Origin of the sequence: Collinsella sp. TM05-38, from assembly GCF_003466445.1 — a bacterium.
Classification (GTDB): domain Bacteria; phylum Actinomycetota; class Coriobacteriia; order Coriobacteriales; family Coriobacteriaceae; genus Collinsella.
The window spans coordinates 1-16,130 of record NZ_QSPM01000005.1 but is presented as its reverse complement, the minus strand read 5'-3'; the positions used below and the strand labels follow the sequence as shown (position 1 = coordinate 16,130).

Genomic DNA, 16,130 nt, shown 5'->3' with positions numbered 1-16,130 from the left:
GCGCCGCATGCCCTACTGCCCTTGCGCCCTGTACTTGGCCTCGGTGGCCTCCTTGGCCGGGCGCCACCAGGCCTCGTTCTCCACGTACCAGTCGATGGTCTGCTTCAGGCCCCCGGCGAAGTCGGTGTGAGCCGGCCTCCAGCCGAGCTCGCGCTGGAGCTTGGTGGAGTCGATGGCGTAGCGGCGGTCGTGGCCGGGGCGGTCGGCGACCCAGTCGAAGTCCTCGGGGTCCCTTCCCATGGCCTCGAGGATCATGCGCAGCACGGTGATGTTGTTCTTCTCGCCGTCGGCTCCGATGAGGTAGGTCTCCCCCATGCGGCCCTTGGTGAGGATGTCCCAGACGGCCGAGGAGTGGTCCTCGGTGTGGATCCAGTCGCGGACGTTCTCGCCCCTCCCGTAGAGCTTGGGGCGGACGCCGTCGATGATGTTCGTGATCTGGCGCGGGATGAACTTCTCCACGTGCTGGTAGGGGCCGTAGTTGTTGGAGCAGTTGGAGATCGTGGTGCGCAGGCCGTAGGTGCGGGTCCATGCGCGCACGAGCATGTCGGAGGAAGCCTTGGTCGAGCTGTACGGCGAGGACGGGTGGTACGGCGTCTCCTCGGTGAACTTCGCCGGGTCGTCGAGCGCCAGGTCGCCGTAGACCTCGTCGGTGGAGACGTGGTGGTAGCGGACGCCATATTTGCGGACGGCCTCAAGCAGGCGGAAGGTGCCCTCGACGTTGGTGCGCAGGAAGGGCTCGGGGTCTGCGATGGAGTTGTCGTTGTGGCTCTCGGCGGCGTAGTGGACGATCGCGTCGTGGCCGGGGACGATCCTATCGAGCAGCTCCGCGTCGCAGATGTCGCCCACGACGAGCTCGGCTCTGTCCTCAGGCAGCCCGGCGATGTTCTCGGGGTTGCCGGCGTAGGTCAGCTTGTCCAGGACGGTGACGTGCACCCCAGGGTGGTTGTCGACCACGTAGTGCACGAAGTTGCTGCCGATGAAGCCGCAGCCGCCCGTGACGATGATGTTCTTGGGATTGAACGTTTCAGCGATGGTCAATCACCTTCCTACACGTAAAAACTACCGCGCTGAAAATGCTTGCGCAAGCGTAGCGCCAAAACGCCAGTTTGAATAAAGGCAACCTACGTCCAAGAATCAGAGATTCCAAAAACATTCGCAGCTTGCGCCGGTGTATTTACGACATGCGTACCCAAGCTTCGCCCCCACAACCTTGAAGACACGATTGAAAGCATCACGCAGCTCAAACAAGTTGACCCCTGAGTTATATCTCTTCGCCAAATCGATTAGATCCGCAGTGAAACGGAAAGAATGGATACAGATTCTCTAGAACCTCATTAAGGAAAACATAAAGCCAGGAATTCGAATAACAGAGGTGAGCGGTTTGGACAGTCACATCGATAGCGTATATTACGGCAAGCCACTCCCAGATAGAACCAAGATCGATATCTGGGAATGCTGTGCAAGACACGTTCTGCAGTTTATCGATAGCAACAAATATGGAAATCTGACTTACAGTGACAAGCCAGATCTGATCGATAGGACACGGTCTCTAGGCATCGAGGTAACAGATGCCCAATCACGAAAAAGCAGGGAAGCTGAATCCCTCTATTCCAGGCTCGCATACATCGATAACCAATCTTGGAAACAACGCCAAATCGAACGAATCGAACAATGCGGTGCGCATTATGAAGGTGGAATACTGATTGGTCCAAGGGGCACTGATTCGTTCGAGCTGGTTTATAAAGCCCTTAACAAAAAACTGGAGAGACTCAACTCCGACGATTATGAAATCTTTAGAAGAAATGAGCTGTTTGTCAGGTCAACTATTCTTGCTGACGAGGAAATGCTTCGCGAAGCACTCTTGAAAATGGAAATACAATCCCGCGATTACTCGCGGCGCTTCGCATCCGTCACAGTCTCGGTGCCAGGACACAATTACGTGTTCGACATCGATGCATCCTTATACAAATCCCTTGAATACGGAAGTTACGACCAGTTCCGAACTGCCGATAACGCACGGCGGGAAGTGATACGAGCGGAATTGAGCTGAGGCAAGAGCTGCCGCTTAAATCAGGGACCCTGCACCTCCGCGCCTGCAACACCATTCACAATGCAATCAAAGTGGGCCGTGTGGCAAAGATCGCGCGGCCCGTCATTCCTTCACAAGCAACTCAAAGCACTCGCGGTCTCTTGCGATAAGGAAATCCCAGGAGTCATTTCCATACATAAGCGCGCGATTGAACACATCGACTGCGGAGCCATCAATGTGAGAAATACTCACCAAGCGGTCATTCTCTGATTTCTGCTTTAAAACCACTCCATATCGAGGGCTCAACGGAAAGTAGATGCTGTAGGGATCGCTTTCCTGAATGTCCAACCACTCAGGGAAGATGGGCAACGACGAGGTTATAAACTCTGACCCCTCAGGCGCCACGAAAAAGCCGCAATCCATTCTAAGCATCAAAGAAACCAGCGAATGAAGCGGGGCACCCTCACAGAACTTAAACAAGGCAGCATCCTGAATAGCAAGCTCTACAATCGATTCAAACTCCTCGCCAAAACCCTCGGCGCCCATCTCTTTTCGATCAACTTCAGTAAGGAATCCTTCTGCTTCCAACTCAACCGCGTAGGATGCAGCATTACTTCTTACCCTCTTGAGATATTTTGGGCTCCTTACTAGTAATAACGAAATAAGAAGTATAAGACGTTCGAGCAGCTCACAGGTCTCATCAGTGTCAGAAAACCCGCCGGCATCCAAATGCTCTATAAGCAGTCTGTAATCGTACGCAAGGTCATTCTCCATCTTGCTTAATGCCTTTTCAGCAGACCCCTGTTCAATAAATCGTTCCCCATCTATTGGGGTCCGTCTCTTCACCTCATGAAGGTACTTCTCGAAACAAATGCCTTCCGGTTTAGTTTGAAATATGCGACCCAAACCACTTGGCTCACACTTTACCGCATAAAGAAAACCATCTTGATTAGTAAACGACTTCAGATAAAAACGCGGCACGTAGTGCTGTTTCTTAACATCAGACATATAATCGCCCCTACAAAGCGTCCTTACCCCTGCCGAAACACCAGGAAGAAGGTCAACGTAAAAATCATGGAAAACAATAGCCCAAAACCCGGCAACCGTTATGCCGACAGGCCGAAGATGGCAACGCGCCGCAATATGCGATTAAAAGCAACCCGCAGGGAAAATACTTGGTGAGCAGCACGGTCACCTTCGGCTATTGCCAGTTTCCAATTTACTTCATCTATGCGATAAGGGAACGCTACGCCCCAACTAAGAGCCTGATTGGCAATCCATTCCTTGGCAAATCGTATCGGCTTTTGTCAAAACGACCGGATACGTCAACTCGCAGAGATACCGCATCATCCGGGGTCGGCCCTTGAAAACCGAGACTCGGAGTCTAGATGAGGACGGTTCGGCCTTTGTTTCAGCTAATTCGGTCATACCTACAAAACACTACACGAGTACCTGGACCACTTGAGCCTCATACATCAGGCAAACCAGAACGAATATGAATCTCTTTGGCAGAGACCCCACATCAATACCCGCAACGGTTGGCACTACAGCGAGGCCCAATCACACGGCACCACTCCCAACACGCGTCTGGGGAACTTAGCCCCGCTGAGGTTGCGCAGGACAGCCTCAACTGTGGGCTCGACCCAATTTCGTTATTAGCTGACAGCAGCCGACACTCCCCTGCCCGGAAACAGCCCCCGGAACGCTCCACAGACATGCAACCCCGGCGCCGAGGGCGATCACAACCCCAGCAAGCGCCAGGCGCGCACCATTCCCGCACGAGGGCCCCGCCTGACACCCTTACCTTGGTAGCAAGCAACCCGGACACACAAAGCGACCCAGAGCATCACTACCCAAGAAAGGAAACACCATGTCCAACAACAACATCGCCTACCTACTAAAGTTCGCATCCAAGGAGGTGTACATCGACGACCTGCTGAACGGACATCTCTATATGAATGCAGCCGGCTACTATCATGGCCTGCCTGGCGAACAGGGCGATCCGCTCGAGGCGTCCATGGTCCTCCCGGCATGCATCTACGGCAATTACCGTCTGCCCATCTACTGCATGTACACGGTCCGCGAGAACGACATCGTCGACGGTTCTGTCCAAATCCCGAAGCGCATGATCCGGGAGTTCGGATGTGCAGACGGATGGATCGGCATCCTGCGGTACGACAGCTTCGCGCGCCTTATAGACAGCCACACCACCGGCGGCGAGGAGGTATACACCCACGGCGCCATCTCCTATGGCATCCCCGGACCAAAGCGGATCGAGGAAATTTTCCAAGGCACGATCTGCAACCTACTTATCAAAACGCCCAAGTACGCTTACCAGCAGGAATATCGAATCATCGGGTCGAACCCGGTCGAGTGCCGCCTGAGGCCCGATACCAAGCACCCTGGATGCAAAATCGAAGAATATGGCCACGCAGAGCTGGATCTGGGTAGCCAACTCACAGGCTTTTCTTGGAAGACGCCCGTGTCGAGCCTCACGGAGGAACAACACAGACTCGCACTGAAGCTTCCGCAGCACGCATAGACAACCCAACGCATGCCGCATAGCCGCCAGATGGGAAAACAGAAAGCCACCGCCCCTCCCCCTCCCCAACATCCCCCAAAAAGTTCGCTGATGTTGACTAGTATTCCCGTAAAATAAACCCAACAAAATATGTGCGAAGTGCTGGCCTGGAGCTGCCTTCGGACCCTATTGGCTGCTCACCGAGAGGCTCCGCTATGAAACGACCCCTTTACTACCTGCTCTGCGCGATCGCGTGCACGTCCATGGTCGGCGCGACGATGCCCATGGCGGCCATAGCAGAAGCCATGCAGTCTCAAGCAACAGCCGAGCAACAGCCACAAACCGATACCGCAACCAGCGACACCGACAAGATCGAAGAAACCACAAGCTCAAACGCCACCGACTCAAGTGACCCCACATCAGATACGCAGGGCAACAGCGACACCCCCGTCGACGCGACCAACGCGACCGACACGCCCACCCCAGCAACCCCCAATCCCCAACCATCCCTCCGCGCCCAAGCCAACAGCACGCCCGAGGCGATCACCACAGCGGCAGAAACGGGCTATGCCCATAATGTTACCGCCAATCAAAACGGCGTCACGCTCACCCTCAGTTGGGACGATGCCGCCGCAGGCGAGCCCACCAGATTCCACCTGAGCGCCACGGGCGGCTCGGGCGCGTACAAGTTTCGTATGGACGCGCCTTTCTACATGAACCCAGGCGAGGGCTATTTCGGCGAAATGGTTGCCGATACCTCCCGTGGCCAGTGGATGACGTGGACCAGCTCCGATACAGGTTGCGACTACGAGTTCACCATGACGGCCAGCGGACGCTACTACTACCGCTTCTACCTACAGGACGCACAGAGCAGCGTCTGGAGCCTTCGCGTAGCCGCCGAAGCTGAGGTCTCAGACGATGCACATCCCTCGATTGATCAGATAATCACGAACGCCGTGGCCCAGTGCCGGCAGGAAACCTCCGGCTCGGAATACGACATGGCGCTGTGGCTCCACGACTGGACGCTCGACCGGCTGGAGTACGACCACAGCCTCAACTGGTGCTCGGCCGAAAGCGGCCTCACGCGCCACCAGGGCACCTGCGAGAGCTACCAGCGAATCTACTCCAAGCTCCTTAACGCCGCGGGCATCGCCAACGGCCGCATCACCGGCAACGGCCACACCTGGAACGCCGTAAAGATCGACGGCAAATGGTGCCAGATGGACCTAACCTGGGACGACACCAGCGACAACTGGTACGGAGACCTGGACCAGCGCCATCTGTACTTTGGCCTGACCGACGAGCTCATGGCAATCGCCCACTCCGACCACACGGCTAACTACCAGAAGGACGGCTACGCCTACCGCTCGACCGACCTTTCCAACAATTACTTTGTGCGAAATGGCAAGGCAGACGAATGGGCAGAGAAGTATGCCGACCGCATTCAGGAGCATCTGGATGCCAAAGAAGAGAGTTTTTCCATTGACGCTGATAACCAGTCGTTCCCGCCGAGCATCTCGGGGATTCAGAATGGGATTGTTGCTTATGCGATGAATCAGAGGGAGTGGAAGACCGGTGGCGCCAAGGTTGAGCTTACTGCGGCATCTAGCGTCACAAAAGAATCGAACAGCAAATGGAGCGCCAAGTACGACCTCACAGCAAGCTATGAGACCACGTACGCCATAACAACCATGCCGAAGGACTGTGAAGTATACAACGGAGCCCAAGCCGAATTCACCGTAACGGCACCAAGCGCGACATCGTTCCAATGGCAATGCTCCGACAACGGAGGTTCAAGTTGGTACAACACGGGTATAGGCGGCGAAACTTCCAGGCAGAAAACCCTGAGGTTTGCATCCAATGCCCAGCTCGCGAAGAGGCTCTACCGCTGCCTAGTCTCGTTCCCGAACAGCAGCACCCTCGCAAGCGAGCCCGCACGCCTCGTCCTTGTCGCCCGATACGCCATCAGCTCCCAGCCCGAAGACTGCACAACTGCCGCAGGGTCAACAGCGTTCTTCGCCATCGAAGCAGAGCGGGCTACTTCGTTCCAGTGGCAATGCTCCGACAATGAGTGCAGATCATGGTACAACACGGGGATCGGAGGTGAGACTTCCACGCAGGCGAGAATCGAGTTCACTGCAAGTACGGGATTGTCAAAACGCCGCTATAGATGCTTGGCATTCTTCCCTGATGGGACTAGCTCGGCTTCAAACACTGCGCAACTAAAACTAAGCGCTAACCAAATAACCGGGCAACCGCGAGACACGGCCGCCTCGACTGGATCCGAAGTGTCTTTCTCCGTGCGAGCCCTAGGTGCCATCTCGTACCAGTGGCAATGTTCCGACAATGATGGGAAGGGCTGGTACGACACCGGGATTGGCAATGCCGCCTCAAAGCTGCCTACGCTGCGGTTCACCGCCAGTGCCGCACTTGCGAAACGTCTCTACAGGTGCGTTGTCACCTTCCAGGATGGAACAACAGCTGCGACTCAAAACGCCAAACTCTCGTTATTGTCGAATAAAGAGAGGATCACCACGCAGCCGAAAGATTGCGCAACGAGCGCAGGAATTGAGGCCTCGTTCTCAATCGACGCTGAGCACGCGGCCGCATTTCAATGGCAATGTTCTGACAACGGAGGCAGGACCTGGTACAACACCGCAATCGGAGGTGTCACCTCGAAAAGTTGCACCATAAGTTTCATTGCAACCGAAGGCTTGGCAAAGAGGCTGTTTCGATGCTTAGTCTCCCTCGAAGACGGTTCGACGCAAGCCTCCGAGGCAGCCAGGCTGCTTCTACGGTAAAGGAGATCTCATACTTTGAAGCGCCCGCAAAGCCGCTACCGGATATCACAGACCCCACGGCCACCGGAGACGTACAAAGTATCGCCAACGACCATGTCGCCCATGGGGCTGGCCAACATCACGGCGAACTCTGCGATCTCCTCGGGCATGGCGAACCTGCCAAGCCTGTTGTCCTCAGCGGAGATGCTGTCGCCCTTCTCGACGCCAAGAAGAGGAGTCGCCGTACTGCCGGGCGCAATCGCGTTGACTACAATGCCATGAGGAACCAGGGCGGATGCCATGCCCTCAGTGATGCCCTTCAGACCCCACTTCGACACGCGGTAGGGAGACCATGCGGGCTCGTTGCCGGCCGAGGATGAGACGATAAGGATATGCCCATTGCTGACCTTATCGGAAATCATGCGCTTTGCAACAGACTGCACCATGAAGTAGACGCCGCGCAGGTTGATGTCCAAGATACGATCGTATTCCTCAACTGAAAAATCGAGAAACCCGCCCATGGAGACGTCCTCGGTGTGAACGCCGGCAGAATTGACTAGGATATTGATGGGGCCGTAGAATGCCACCGCCTCGTCGATGACTTTCGAAAAGGTCTCTGGCTCGGCAAGGTCGACAACAACCCCGGCGCAATTCCCGCCAAGCTCTAACACCACCTTGTCGACCTTCGCGCGCCTAGTGCCGGCGATGACAACATTCGCGCCGTTCTTCAGGAACGCCTTGGCGACCGCCTTGCCGATTCCGCCTGAGCCTCCCACTACGAGGGCGGTCTTCCCCTTGAGCAAGCATTCATCGCCGACGGTCTGCATCACAGGCTGTATATTCTTGGCTTTGAGAGCGACGATGCCCTGCTTGATTGCGTGCTTTAAATTCGCCATGCACCTACTCCTCGACATCCATAAACTTGCCTTTATCGGCCTCGAGCCCCTTCCGATTTCGATCTATGACCAGCTTCGCGTAAAGCACGGGTGCCATGCCGCAGCATGCAATCTTTACTTTCTCGGAACGGCCGACCTCGCTGTTCTTGAACACGGACAGCCAGTTCTTCCTAACGTACGCCGTACATTCTTTCACGAGTTCACCTTCGGAGTCCATTTCATCCGCACCTATTATCTGAGTGAGTAGGAACTCGTAGTTTCGCCAGATATGCCAATCGCATGCGTGGCGAACCATCGGAGTGTCCAGAGTCAAGTTCTCTTTAATGAATTTAATATTTCCAAGGGCGTTCTTGCCATTTTGAACGTTGTAGTTGGTAAGACCGCTACCCATGTTATTCAGACGGTAGTTGTAGACCTTACGTCTACCGACGCCCACATGATTAGAGTGCTGTGCAACCTCGGTAGCAAAGTACAGACCCTCGCCGAACCAAGGAACGGAAAACGAAATATTGTTGTCGACAACTACGGAACGTTTGTACAACTTATTCCAAGGCCCTAGTCGCATAAAGGGATAGATGATGGCAGAGGTAGCGCGCTCTGCCGACCAGGTCTCTCGGACATCCTCAACAATCTGCTCCCTATCGCGCGTTGTAAAGAGATTCACCGAGTAGGACATGTCGGAGCCGGTGCTCTCTGCCAAGTCGACCAAATATTCGACACAATCGGGCTCCAGCCAGTCGTCACCGTCCACAATCATGAGATAGTCACCCGTCGCGACACCAAGTCCCGCATTCCTAGCGGAGCAAGTGCCGCCATTAGGCTTGTGAATAACAATAGCCCTAGGGTCACGTGTAGCATAGTCATCGCAGATGCGACCGCTGTCATCGGGAGAACCATCGTCAACGAGAATAATCTGGAGATTCTTATGGGTTTGAACCTCAAAGGAATGAAGAAGCTTCGGCAGAAATTGTTCAGATTTGTAAACAGCGACGATGATGGAAACAGATGGCTGACTCAAAATACGACCTTCCATTCATTATTCTAGCGAGCAAGACGGGCGGAGAACTCGCCAACGGTGTCACAAAGGAACTCCGAGGAGGACTCACGGTTGACGGCAAGCGACTCATTGACGCCCGCCCAATCAAAATCGTTGAGGCAAAGCTCTTCTGGCTGAAGCTCCGTGCTTATGCGGGAATCCAACCCGTAGCGAGAAAGAATTGCTTTGTTACGCTCCGCATACTGCTCAGGCAGAATATCGACAAAGGGCGTATTGAACAGCAACGAAAAAGCAGTCCCGTGGAATGAATCCGTGAGCACGCAGGTAGCATTGTCAAACAGCCAAAGGAATTCATGAAGCGACGGGTAGAACAAATTCTTCCCCATCGTCTTACGAAGCGACGGACGAATGCTAACGACCTCGAGGCCGAGTGACTTGCATGCGGCAGCAGAATAGCGGTCGAATGCATCGCTTGGATGCAGGTTGTAGATCAGGCAGTACTTCCCATTCACCCCGCGGGGAGCACGAGGCTCAACACGATCAAACCAGGCCTCTTTTGAGAGCAGGTGCACGGGGTCGACAACGGTTTGCGCCTCAAGTCCCATTTCCTCAAGAGTTTTCTGCCCACTTTCCTCGCGCACTGAAAGCCTATCAAAGCGCGCAAACGCTTTGGCGGCACGTTCGCGTTCGCGTGGATCGAGGCCATTTTTACCAAAGGAGGAAGAGAAGGAGAACTTGTAGGCATCGTCTGATGCGCCCTCCAAAAGGTAGGCGCCCTCGATGTTTCCATCAGACATGATGTTCCACACTTGGTCGCCTCCCACACAAAGGACAGGGTACTCCGCAAGAAGCTTACCGAGCTCTTCTGAGTCGGTAACCCTACGGCTCTGCTTCAACAAATCACTCCTCATCGCCTCGAACTTACGGGCACCAATCGCTTTTGGAATCGCACGAATCGGACCGAGCGCGCCAGAGGTCCTCATGGCATCTGCTAAAGGAAAGTCCCGGGGGATGCGGTAGTCAACATACTCAGCATTGATACCCATTGAGGCGAACGCATCCTGAAGGGCATATGCTTGCAGAATGGAACCGTAGTTCGGCACTGCATGGCGTGACAATATACCGACGCACTTTTTCATTTCTTATTCCCTACCTTTCGCAATCGGCGGTAACACTTCGAGACGGAAACAAGTATCCGCGCGCGAGCCAAATGCGACTCACGCACATAATTGCCTCAGTAAGGCAACGGATGATGCAAATGACCTGCAAACTCGCGACTCCTATTGCAGACACGGTCAAAAGCGAAACAATGCAAAATACAGCAGATCCAACTGTGGTGAAGGTAACCTCAGTGACTTTGCCAGAGGCACCAAGAATCGGCCAGCCGACCATCGTTGCATAGAAGGAAAACAGGAGTACGGGTGAAGCCCAGGCGATAACCCAGGAACCTGATAGATAGTCCTTGCCACCGAGCACGAGCATAACTACATCGGAAAGCGCTGCGAAAGCGATGGTGCCAATGAGCAGAACGGGTATAGAGACAAGGAGCAACTTCCTTGCAAAACCGTAGTCACCCCCCTTGACCATATGGGGGTACAGACTGTTCACAATTGGCGAATAAAGGGACTGGATGGCATTAATTGCAGTCACAGCAAGGGACCAGTAGGAAATCATCGCCTTGTTGGTAATCACGATACCAATCAAAAGCGTAGTGAAACCGGAAAAAACGACGGAGGCCATGTTCGAGAAACAATAGAGCGCGGAAACCTTCAGCTCTGAAAGCGCCTCGCATAGGGGGACGAACGTAATGGTGGTACCGAACATTCGCTTGGCGGAAATGAAAGACCAGGCAAGGGCAATAACGCTCGAAAGGATGTCGAGAATAGGAATCCACAGAATGTCATCGATAGAATGGACAACGACGAACGTCAAGGCAGTAGAGACACCCTTCGAGACAAAATAGCGAGTCGTCAATGGGCCCATGTTTTCATGTCCCTGGAAAAGAAAGTCCGGAGCAACTGCCTTACCGAATACAGCAACAAATGCAAGCATGGTATATAGCATGTTCGAATGAGTAATGGGGATGAACCAGGCCACAACAACAACGACAGCGCCGGTCACTACACCAAGCAACAGGCGAGCCTCTGTCACAGCGCCGATAGCCAGGTTCTCCTCTTCGACAGTCTCGGATTTTGCTATGCGTTTAGTACCGGAAAGGTTGAAGCCAAAATCGACGAAAGTCTGGGCGAAAGTCATGAACGACACAACATACGCGTAGATCGCGTAACCCTCCGGCAGAAGCACACGTGTCAGATAAGGCAGCGTAATGAGGGGAAAAATGTACTTAACAATCTGCAGTCCGTACTGCCAAACGACATTGCTGTAGAAATGTTTGTGTTGAGAAATCAAAACTAAACTCCGAACAAACCATGAAGAATAAAGCAGGACATATCGGCGACGCTTGCGAGATAAGCCCACTGAACGACAAAACCGATAACCGCAATAATCGCAAGTGCGATATCTATAAATAGATTTACGGCATCATCCTTATGACTCAAAGAAGCTAAGACAAACAACGTTGAGCAAGGCATCGCATACCGAAAGAAAACATCTGCGGCAAAAAATACTGAAACTGCAATGCATAGGGCAGACCAAATGCCTGAAAAAACAAGCAAACCGGATTTAGAAACGTCGTAACGCCTAAACACCAAAAGGATGCAGAAAACAGCGATAGCTTCAAAATAATATCGGTACCCCATAAGCAACACACTATGTTGAGATGCTGCGGCCCATCCCCAATCGCTGAACTCGCTATATACAGAAAACTTATCCAAAGCGCTCATAAATAGAGAAAGAACAGGTATCGTCCTGAAGGAGGCCGGTAAGGCGGCGGAAAGCATATTTGATAAAGGAAGTAATGCAAGACTGATGCCGTAAATGGCAATCTCATTTTTTACGAAAAGCAGCACAACTCTTAAAGCTATCACCGGTAAAACAGATGAATGAGTAGAGGCGGCAAAGGCGTAAAGCAAAATCAATACAACCGGCCCGGTACGCTTCCCAAAGTCCAAATAGAGTGCCAACAGAAGCAACGAAAAAGCCGGGGTACTTTTTGCATAAGAGAGAACGTTGAAAAACGGTGGGATTGCCACTGAAATCAAAAGGGCGGCACAAGTCCTCCTAAACGACCACCCCTGAAGCACGGCATAATCGTCAACAATAAAGGCCAAGACTGAGTAAAAAGTTGCTGTAACTGCGCTTCGCAGAAGATGGTCATCATTAAATCTCGAAACAATCCAAGCAAAAAGGTTGTAACCATGAGACCCCACAGAGGAATAGACACCCTTGATTGAAAGGAGGTCCCAAAATGATGTCTCACGAAAGATAGGCAGACTGTTGGTATATCGATCAATGTCAGCCATTAATGTCGTATTAACCCCATAGGCAATTGCGCCAGAGCAAAGACCAACCAGAATCGCCAGGCCCACACTCGAATGCTTCTCGGACCTAATATAAAGAATAATGAAGAAAATCGAAGCAAAAGGAAAGAGAAAGCATGATAGAAGGGCGAGGAGAAAATAGGCGTTGTTATATGCACCGGCGTCAGATTTGCGAGGAACAATGCGATGCGAGTTTGTCAAATCAAGCTCGAGTGTATCCATCATCCTACGACCTTTCCGGTCAAGTTGCCGTAAAGGCTGTATACAAGATTATGAAGTGCTGGCGAAGATGCAAAAAGCCCGCAGCGAAAGCGCCAAGTCTTGCTCGCAAGAGGGTTGCCGGCGACCTTCCTGCAGCGTTTCCTCGCATTAAGGACATAAGCCTTAGCCTTGCGCCTGTCGATGCATTTATTCAAATCCAGCCTCGACGCAACGCGAAGAGAGCAAAAAGCCTCAAAGCAAGCAAACGCATCTTTCAACTCAGGTCTATCATCAACCACGTCTCTCACAGTTGACAAAGACGCTTCCATGCCCTCAAGGTGCTTGTCTTCGTATTTCTTATTCGTAGTAATGGAACCCTCGCGGGCAAGATAGCCATAAAGCTCTGCGCCAGAAATACAAGCCTTATCAACGCTAGAGAAGACAGTAGCTTCAACGCCAAAGTCCTCGAACAGTTGCCCCTCGGGAAACGCAAGGAGTGGGAATAGTTCCCTAGCGTACAGCTTCGCGCAGGCAGAGCCGGACTCACCGTTAAGCAGAAGCAACATTCCAAGAAGTTCGTCGCCGGAAACGATCTTGCCTTCACCAATCTCTTGACAACCAAAGTCTTCAGTCGAATCAATTTTCTTATATTCACATGTGACAAGGGGCGCACCGGTCTTCTGCGCAAGGGCAACCATATGTCCTACAGCCCTCTCGTCCAGAACGTCGTCACCGTCCACAAATGTAACGAAGTCACCTGTGGCGCAGGCAAGGCCGAAGTTTCGAGCGGAGGATAGGCCTCCGTTCTCCTTGTGCACAAGCTTAACGCGATCGTCATCTGCAATGGTACGGACACAGATATCTGCCGTATTGTCGGTCGCCCCGTCATCAACGACCAAAATTTCTATATTTTTATACGTCTGGCCCATAAGGGAGCGAAGACAAGCCGCGGCGCATTCGCCCACGTTATACATGGGGACGACGATGCTTACCTTTGGGGTCTTACCGTTTTCCACTGGGAAGCCACCCCTCACCGACAAATCGTTTAATGGGTTTAGCGGGAACCCCGGCAACGATTACGTTGTCGGGAACGTCGCGAGTCACCACCGCATTGGTACCGATAATCACACCGTTGCCAATGGTCACACCGGGCATCACCGCTGCACCTTCGCCTATCCACACGTTATCGCCAATGCGCACGGGCTTAGTAACTATCTTTCGATCATCAGGCGCCATATCGGGCAACGAGGGATCGTCGCCATAGGACCCATGACTGTTATCAGATATAAAAATATTCGAAGCCATGAGCACGTTATCTCCGATAACGACACTCTCATGCGCAGAGATATGAACTCGATCGTTTATCTTGCAGTTCTTGCCGACAATTAGAGGGGTGCCGTCACCAGCAAGGTCGAAACGACAAGAATAACCACAGGTGAAACCCTCACCATAAACGAAGCGGCACTTGCCACCACGAAGGTAAAAGGGGCGGCGGACAAGTCTCGCACCAGGGAACAACACCTTGGTGAGAAGTAGCGCCCACACATTTTTAAACGTCTCAGAAGGACCATATTGACCAAACATTAGGCTTCACCATCCTGCATGGCGAAAGTCTTGAGGTACTCCCCCAGCTCTTCTTCCCAGTCGGGCATGTGGAAGCCGGCGGCCTCGAGCCTGGACAGGTCGAGCGCGGAGTGGACCGGGCGCGGGGCGATGGGGCCCTCGGCGTTCGCGTAGTAGTCGGCGGTGCTGACCGGCACGACCCTGTCGCCGTTGCCGTTGGCGGCCCCGAAGACGGCGCGGGCGATGTCCGCCCAGCTCTTCACGGCGCCGGAGCCGGTGCAGTTATAGGTCCCGTAGGGGGCGTGCGTCCCCAGTACGTGGAAGATGGCCTCGGCCATGTCGCGCGTGAAGGTCAGGCGGCCCAGCTGGTCGTCCACGACGGTGCCCTTGTCCAGCTTGTCCTCGGGGTCGGCGACGCGGTCGGAGAGCGCCTTCATGGTCTTGACGAAGTTGTGGCCCTCGCCGATGACCCAGCTGGAGCGCATGATGTAGTGGCTGGGGCACCCCGCTACGGCGATGTCGCCGGCGGCCTTGGTCTGGCCGTAGACGGACAGCGGGCTGAGGGGCTCGTCCTCGTCATGCACCTCGGCGGTGCCGTCGAAGACGTAGTCGCTGGACACGTGGACGAGCGTGATCCCGTGCCCGGCGCAGGTGCGTGCGAGCAGCGCCGGCCCGGTCGCGTTGGCCTTCCAGGCGGTCACGCGGCCCTCGGGGGTCTCCGCTTTATCCACGGCCGTGTAGGCACCGCAGTTGATGACGGTGCCGTAGAGCGACCAGTCGTACTGCGAGTAGGCCTCCGGGTCGGACATGTCGAAGGTGTCGATGTCGCAGAAGTCGAAGTCCTTCGCCACGCCGCGCTCCTCGGCGAGCGCACGCACCGCATGGCCCAGCTGGCCGTTGCAGCCGGTGACGAGGGTGCGCTTCGGCGCCATCGGGACGACGTCGGCGAGCATCGGGTGGTTGAGGTCGGCCTCGGAGACGGTGGCCTCGTCGAGCGGGATCGGCCACTCGATGGCGAGCTCGGGGTCGGCGAGGTTCACGAAGGTGTAGGTCCTCTTCAGCTCGAGGGACCAGTGGGCGTCCACCAGGTAGGTGTAGGCGGTGCCGTCCTCGAGCGCCTGGAAGGAGTTACCAACGCCGCGCGGGACGTAGATGGCCTTGCTCGGGTCGAGCGTGCAGGTGAACACCTTGCCGAATGTCTCGCTGCCCTCGCGCAGGTCCACCCAGGCGCCGAAGACCGAGCCACGGGCCACGGAGATGAACTTGTCCCAGGGCTCGGCATGGATGCCGCGCGTGACGCCGCGGCTGTCGTTGTAGGAGATGTTGTTCTGGATGACGCGGAGGTCCGGGATGCCCAGGGCGCACATCTTGGCGCGCTGCCAGTTCTCCTTGAACCAGCCGCGCGAGTCGCCGTGGACGGCCAGGTCGACGACCTTGAGGCCCCCGATGCCGGTCTCGGCGACGGAGAGGTCCTTCTCGAATGCGATGTCTGCCATGTCTCTCCCCTCCTACTGGCCCTGCGCGCGGTAGCGGGCCTCGGTGGCCTCCTTGGCCGGGCGCCACCAGGACTCGTTGGCGACGTACCAGTCGATCGTCTGCTTCAGGCCCTCGGCGAAGTCGGTGTGGGCCGGCCTCCAGCCGAGCTCGCGCTGGAGCTTGGTCGAGTCGATGGCGTAGCGGCGGTCGTGGCCGGGGCGGTCGGC

At 54.7% G+C, this 16,130-nt stretch carries 13 protein-coding genes and 1 pseudogene; 3 read left to right on the top strand and 11 right to left on the bottom strand.

The window, feature by feature from the left end:
• Positions 1 to 12: 12 nt before the first annotated feature.
• Complete coding sequence (rfbB, locus tag DXD49_RS03660; protein WP_199568961.1) at positions 13 to 1,032, bottom strand: dTDP-glucose 4,6-dehydratase; 1,020 nt, start codon at positions 1,030 to 1,032, stop codon at positions 13 to 15.
• A 349-nt stretch (positions 1,033 to 1,381) separates the two neighbouring features.
• On the opposite strand from rfbB, the gene DXD49_RS03655 reads away from it, so the two are divergent.
• The gene (locus tag DXD49_RS03655; RefSeq protein WP_147347828.1) at positions 1,382 to 2,050 is read left to right on the top strand and encodes a hypothetical protein; all 669 of its coding nucleotides are present in this window, start codon (positions 1,382 to 1,384) and stop codon (positions 2,048 to 2,050) included.
• A gap of 102 nt (positions 2,051 to 2,152) precedes the next feature.
• Here DXD49_RS03655 and DXD49_RS03650 read toward each other — a convergent pair whose 3' ends face one another.
• Positions 2,153 to 3,037 (bottom strand): DUF4238 domain-containing protein, encoded by an 885-nt coding sequence (locus DXD49_RS03650; protein ID WP_117794233.1) that lies wholly within the window; start codon positions 3,035 to 3,037, stop codon positions 2,153 to 2,155.
• A gap of 862 nt (positions 3,038 to 3,899) precedes the next feature.
• Here DXD49_RS03650 and DXD49_RS03645 point away from each other — a divergent pair.
• Entirely contained in the window at positions 3,900 to 4,571 is a 672-nt protein-coding gene (locus DXD49_RS03645; protein ID WP_117794232.1) for a hypothetical protein, read from the top strand.
• A 194-nt stretch (positions 4,572 to 4,765) separates the two neighbouring features.
• Positions 4,766 to 7,351 carry a transglutaminase domain-containing protein gene (locus DXD49_RS03640; protein WP_117794231.1) on the top strand — a complete coding sequence of 862 codons (2,586 nt, stop codon included), beginning with the start codon at positions 4,766 to 4,768 and terminating at the stop codon, positions 7,349 to 7,351.
• Positions 7,352 to 7,386: 35 nt separating this feature from the next.
• Here DXD49_RS03640 and DXD49_RS03635 read toward each other — a convergent pair whose 3' ends face one another.
• The 9 genes and pseudogenes from DXD49_RS03635 to DXD49_RS03595 all read right to left on the bottom strand — a co-directional run.
• Positions 7,387 to 8,226, bottom strand: coding sequence for an SDR family NAD(P)-dependent oxidoreductase (locus DXD49_RS03635; protein WP_158557597.1), 840 nt, complete (start codon positions 8,224 to 8,226; stop codon positions 7,387 to 7,389).
• Positions 8,227 to 8,230: 4 nt separating this feature from the next.
• Complete coding sequence (locus tag DXD49_RS03630) at positions 8,231 to 9,259, bottom strand: glycosyltransferase (RefSeq protein WP_117635101.1); 1,029 nt, start codon at positions 9,257 to 9,259, stop codon at positions 8,231 to 8,233.
• Positions 9,260 to 9,267: 8 nt separating this feature from the next.
• Positions 9,268 to 10,362, bottom strand: coding sequence for a polysaccharide pyruvyl transferase family protein (locus tag DXD49_RS03625; protein ID WP_117794229.1), 1,095 nt, complete (start codon positions 10,360 to 10,362; stop codon positions 9,268 to 9,270).
• 10 nt (positions 10,363 to 10,372) lie between these two features.
• Complete coding sequence (locus tag DXD49_RS03620) at positions 10,373 to 11,632, bottom strand: oligosaccharide flippase family protein (protein WP_158564852.1); 1,260 nt, start codon at positions 11,630 to 11,632, stop codon at positions 10,373 to 10,375.
• 2 nt (positions 11,633 to 11,634) lie between these two features.
• The gene (locus DXD49_RS03615; RefSeq protein ID WP_117635098.1) at positions 11,635 to 12,888 is read right to left on the bottom strand and encodes a hypothetical protein; all 1,254 of its coding nucleotides are present in this window, start codon (positions 12,886 to 12,888) and stop codon (positions 11,635 to 11,637) included.
• Positions 12,885 to 13,880 carry a glycosyltransferase family 2 protein gene (locus tag DXD49_RS03610; RefSeq protein WP_117794227.1) on the bottom strand — a complete coding sequence of 332 codons (996 nt, stop codon included), beginning with the start codon at positions 13,878 to 13,880 and terminating at the stop codon, positions 12,885 to 12,887. The genes DXD49_RS03615 and DXD49_RS03610 overlap by 4 nt, the downstream gene beginning before the upstream one ends.
• Entirely contained in the window at positions 13,867 to 14,448 is a 582-nt protein-coding gene (locus DXD49_RS10010) for a DapH/DapD/GlmU-related protein (RefSeq protein WP_117794226.1), read from the bottom strand. The genes DXD49_RS03610 and DXD49_RS10010 overlap by 14 nt, the downstream gene beginning before the upstream one ends.
• The gene (locus DXD49_RS03600; RefSeq protein ID WP_117794225.1) at positions 14,448 to 15,923 is read right to left on the bottom strand and encodes a sugar nucleotide-binding protein; all 1,476 of its coding nucleotides are present in this window, start codon (positions 15,921 to 15,923) and stop codon (positions 14,448 to 14,450) included. Before DXD49_RS03600 ends, DXD49_RS10010 begins: the two co-directional genes overlap by 1 nt.
• A gap of 12 nt (positions 15,924 to 15,935) precedes the next feature.
• A pseudogene (locus DXD49_RS03595) lies at positions 15,936 to 16,130 on the bottom strand (GDP-mannose 4,6-dehydratase); the annotation flags it as partial.

Bases quoted from the DNA above. Each gene is read 5' to 3' on its own strand.
- DXD49_RS03635 (WP_158557597.1), bottom strand. From the start codon at position 8,226: ATGGCGAATTTAAAGCACGCAATCAAGCAGGGCATCGTCGCTCTCAAA.
- DXD49_RS03645 (WP_117794232.1), top strand. From the start codon at position 3,900: ATGTCCAACAACAACATCGCCTACCTACTAAAGTTCGCATCCAAGGAG.
- DXD49_RS03640 (WP_117794231.1), top strand. From the start codon at position 4,766: ATGAAACGACCCCTTTACTACCTGCTCTGCGCGATCGCGTGCACGTCC.
- DXD49_RS03625 (WP_117794229.1), bottom strand. From the start codon at position 10,362: ATGAAAAAGTGCGTCGGTATATTGTCACGCCATGCAGTGCCGAACTAC.
- DXD49_RS03600 (WP_117794225.1), bottom strand. From the start codon at position 15,923: ATGGCAGACATCGCATTCGAGAAGGACCTCTCCGTCGCCGAGACCGGC.
- DXD49_RS03615 (WP_117635098.1), bottom strand. From the start codon at position 12,888: ATGATGGATACACTCGAGCTTGATTTGACAAACTCGCATCGCATTGTT.
- DXD49_RS10010 (WP_117794226.1), bottom strand. From the start codon at position 14,448: ATGTTTGGTCAATATGGTCCTTCTGAGACGTTTAAAAATGTGTGGGCG.
- DXD49_RS03630 (WP_117635101.1), bottom strand. From the start codon at position 9,259: ATGGAAGGTCGTATTTTGAGTCAGCCATCTGTTTCCATCATCGTCGCT.
- DXD49_RS03650 (WP_117794233.1), bottom strand. From the start codon at position 3,037: ATGTCTGATGTTAAGAAACAGCACTACGTGCCGCGTTTTTATCTGAAG.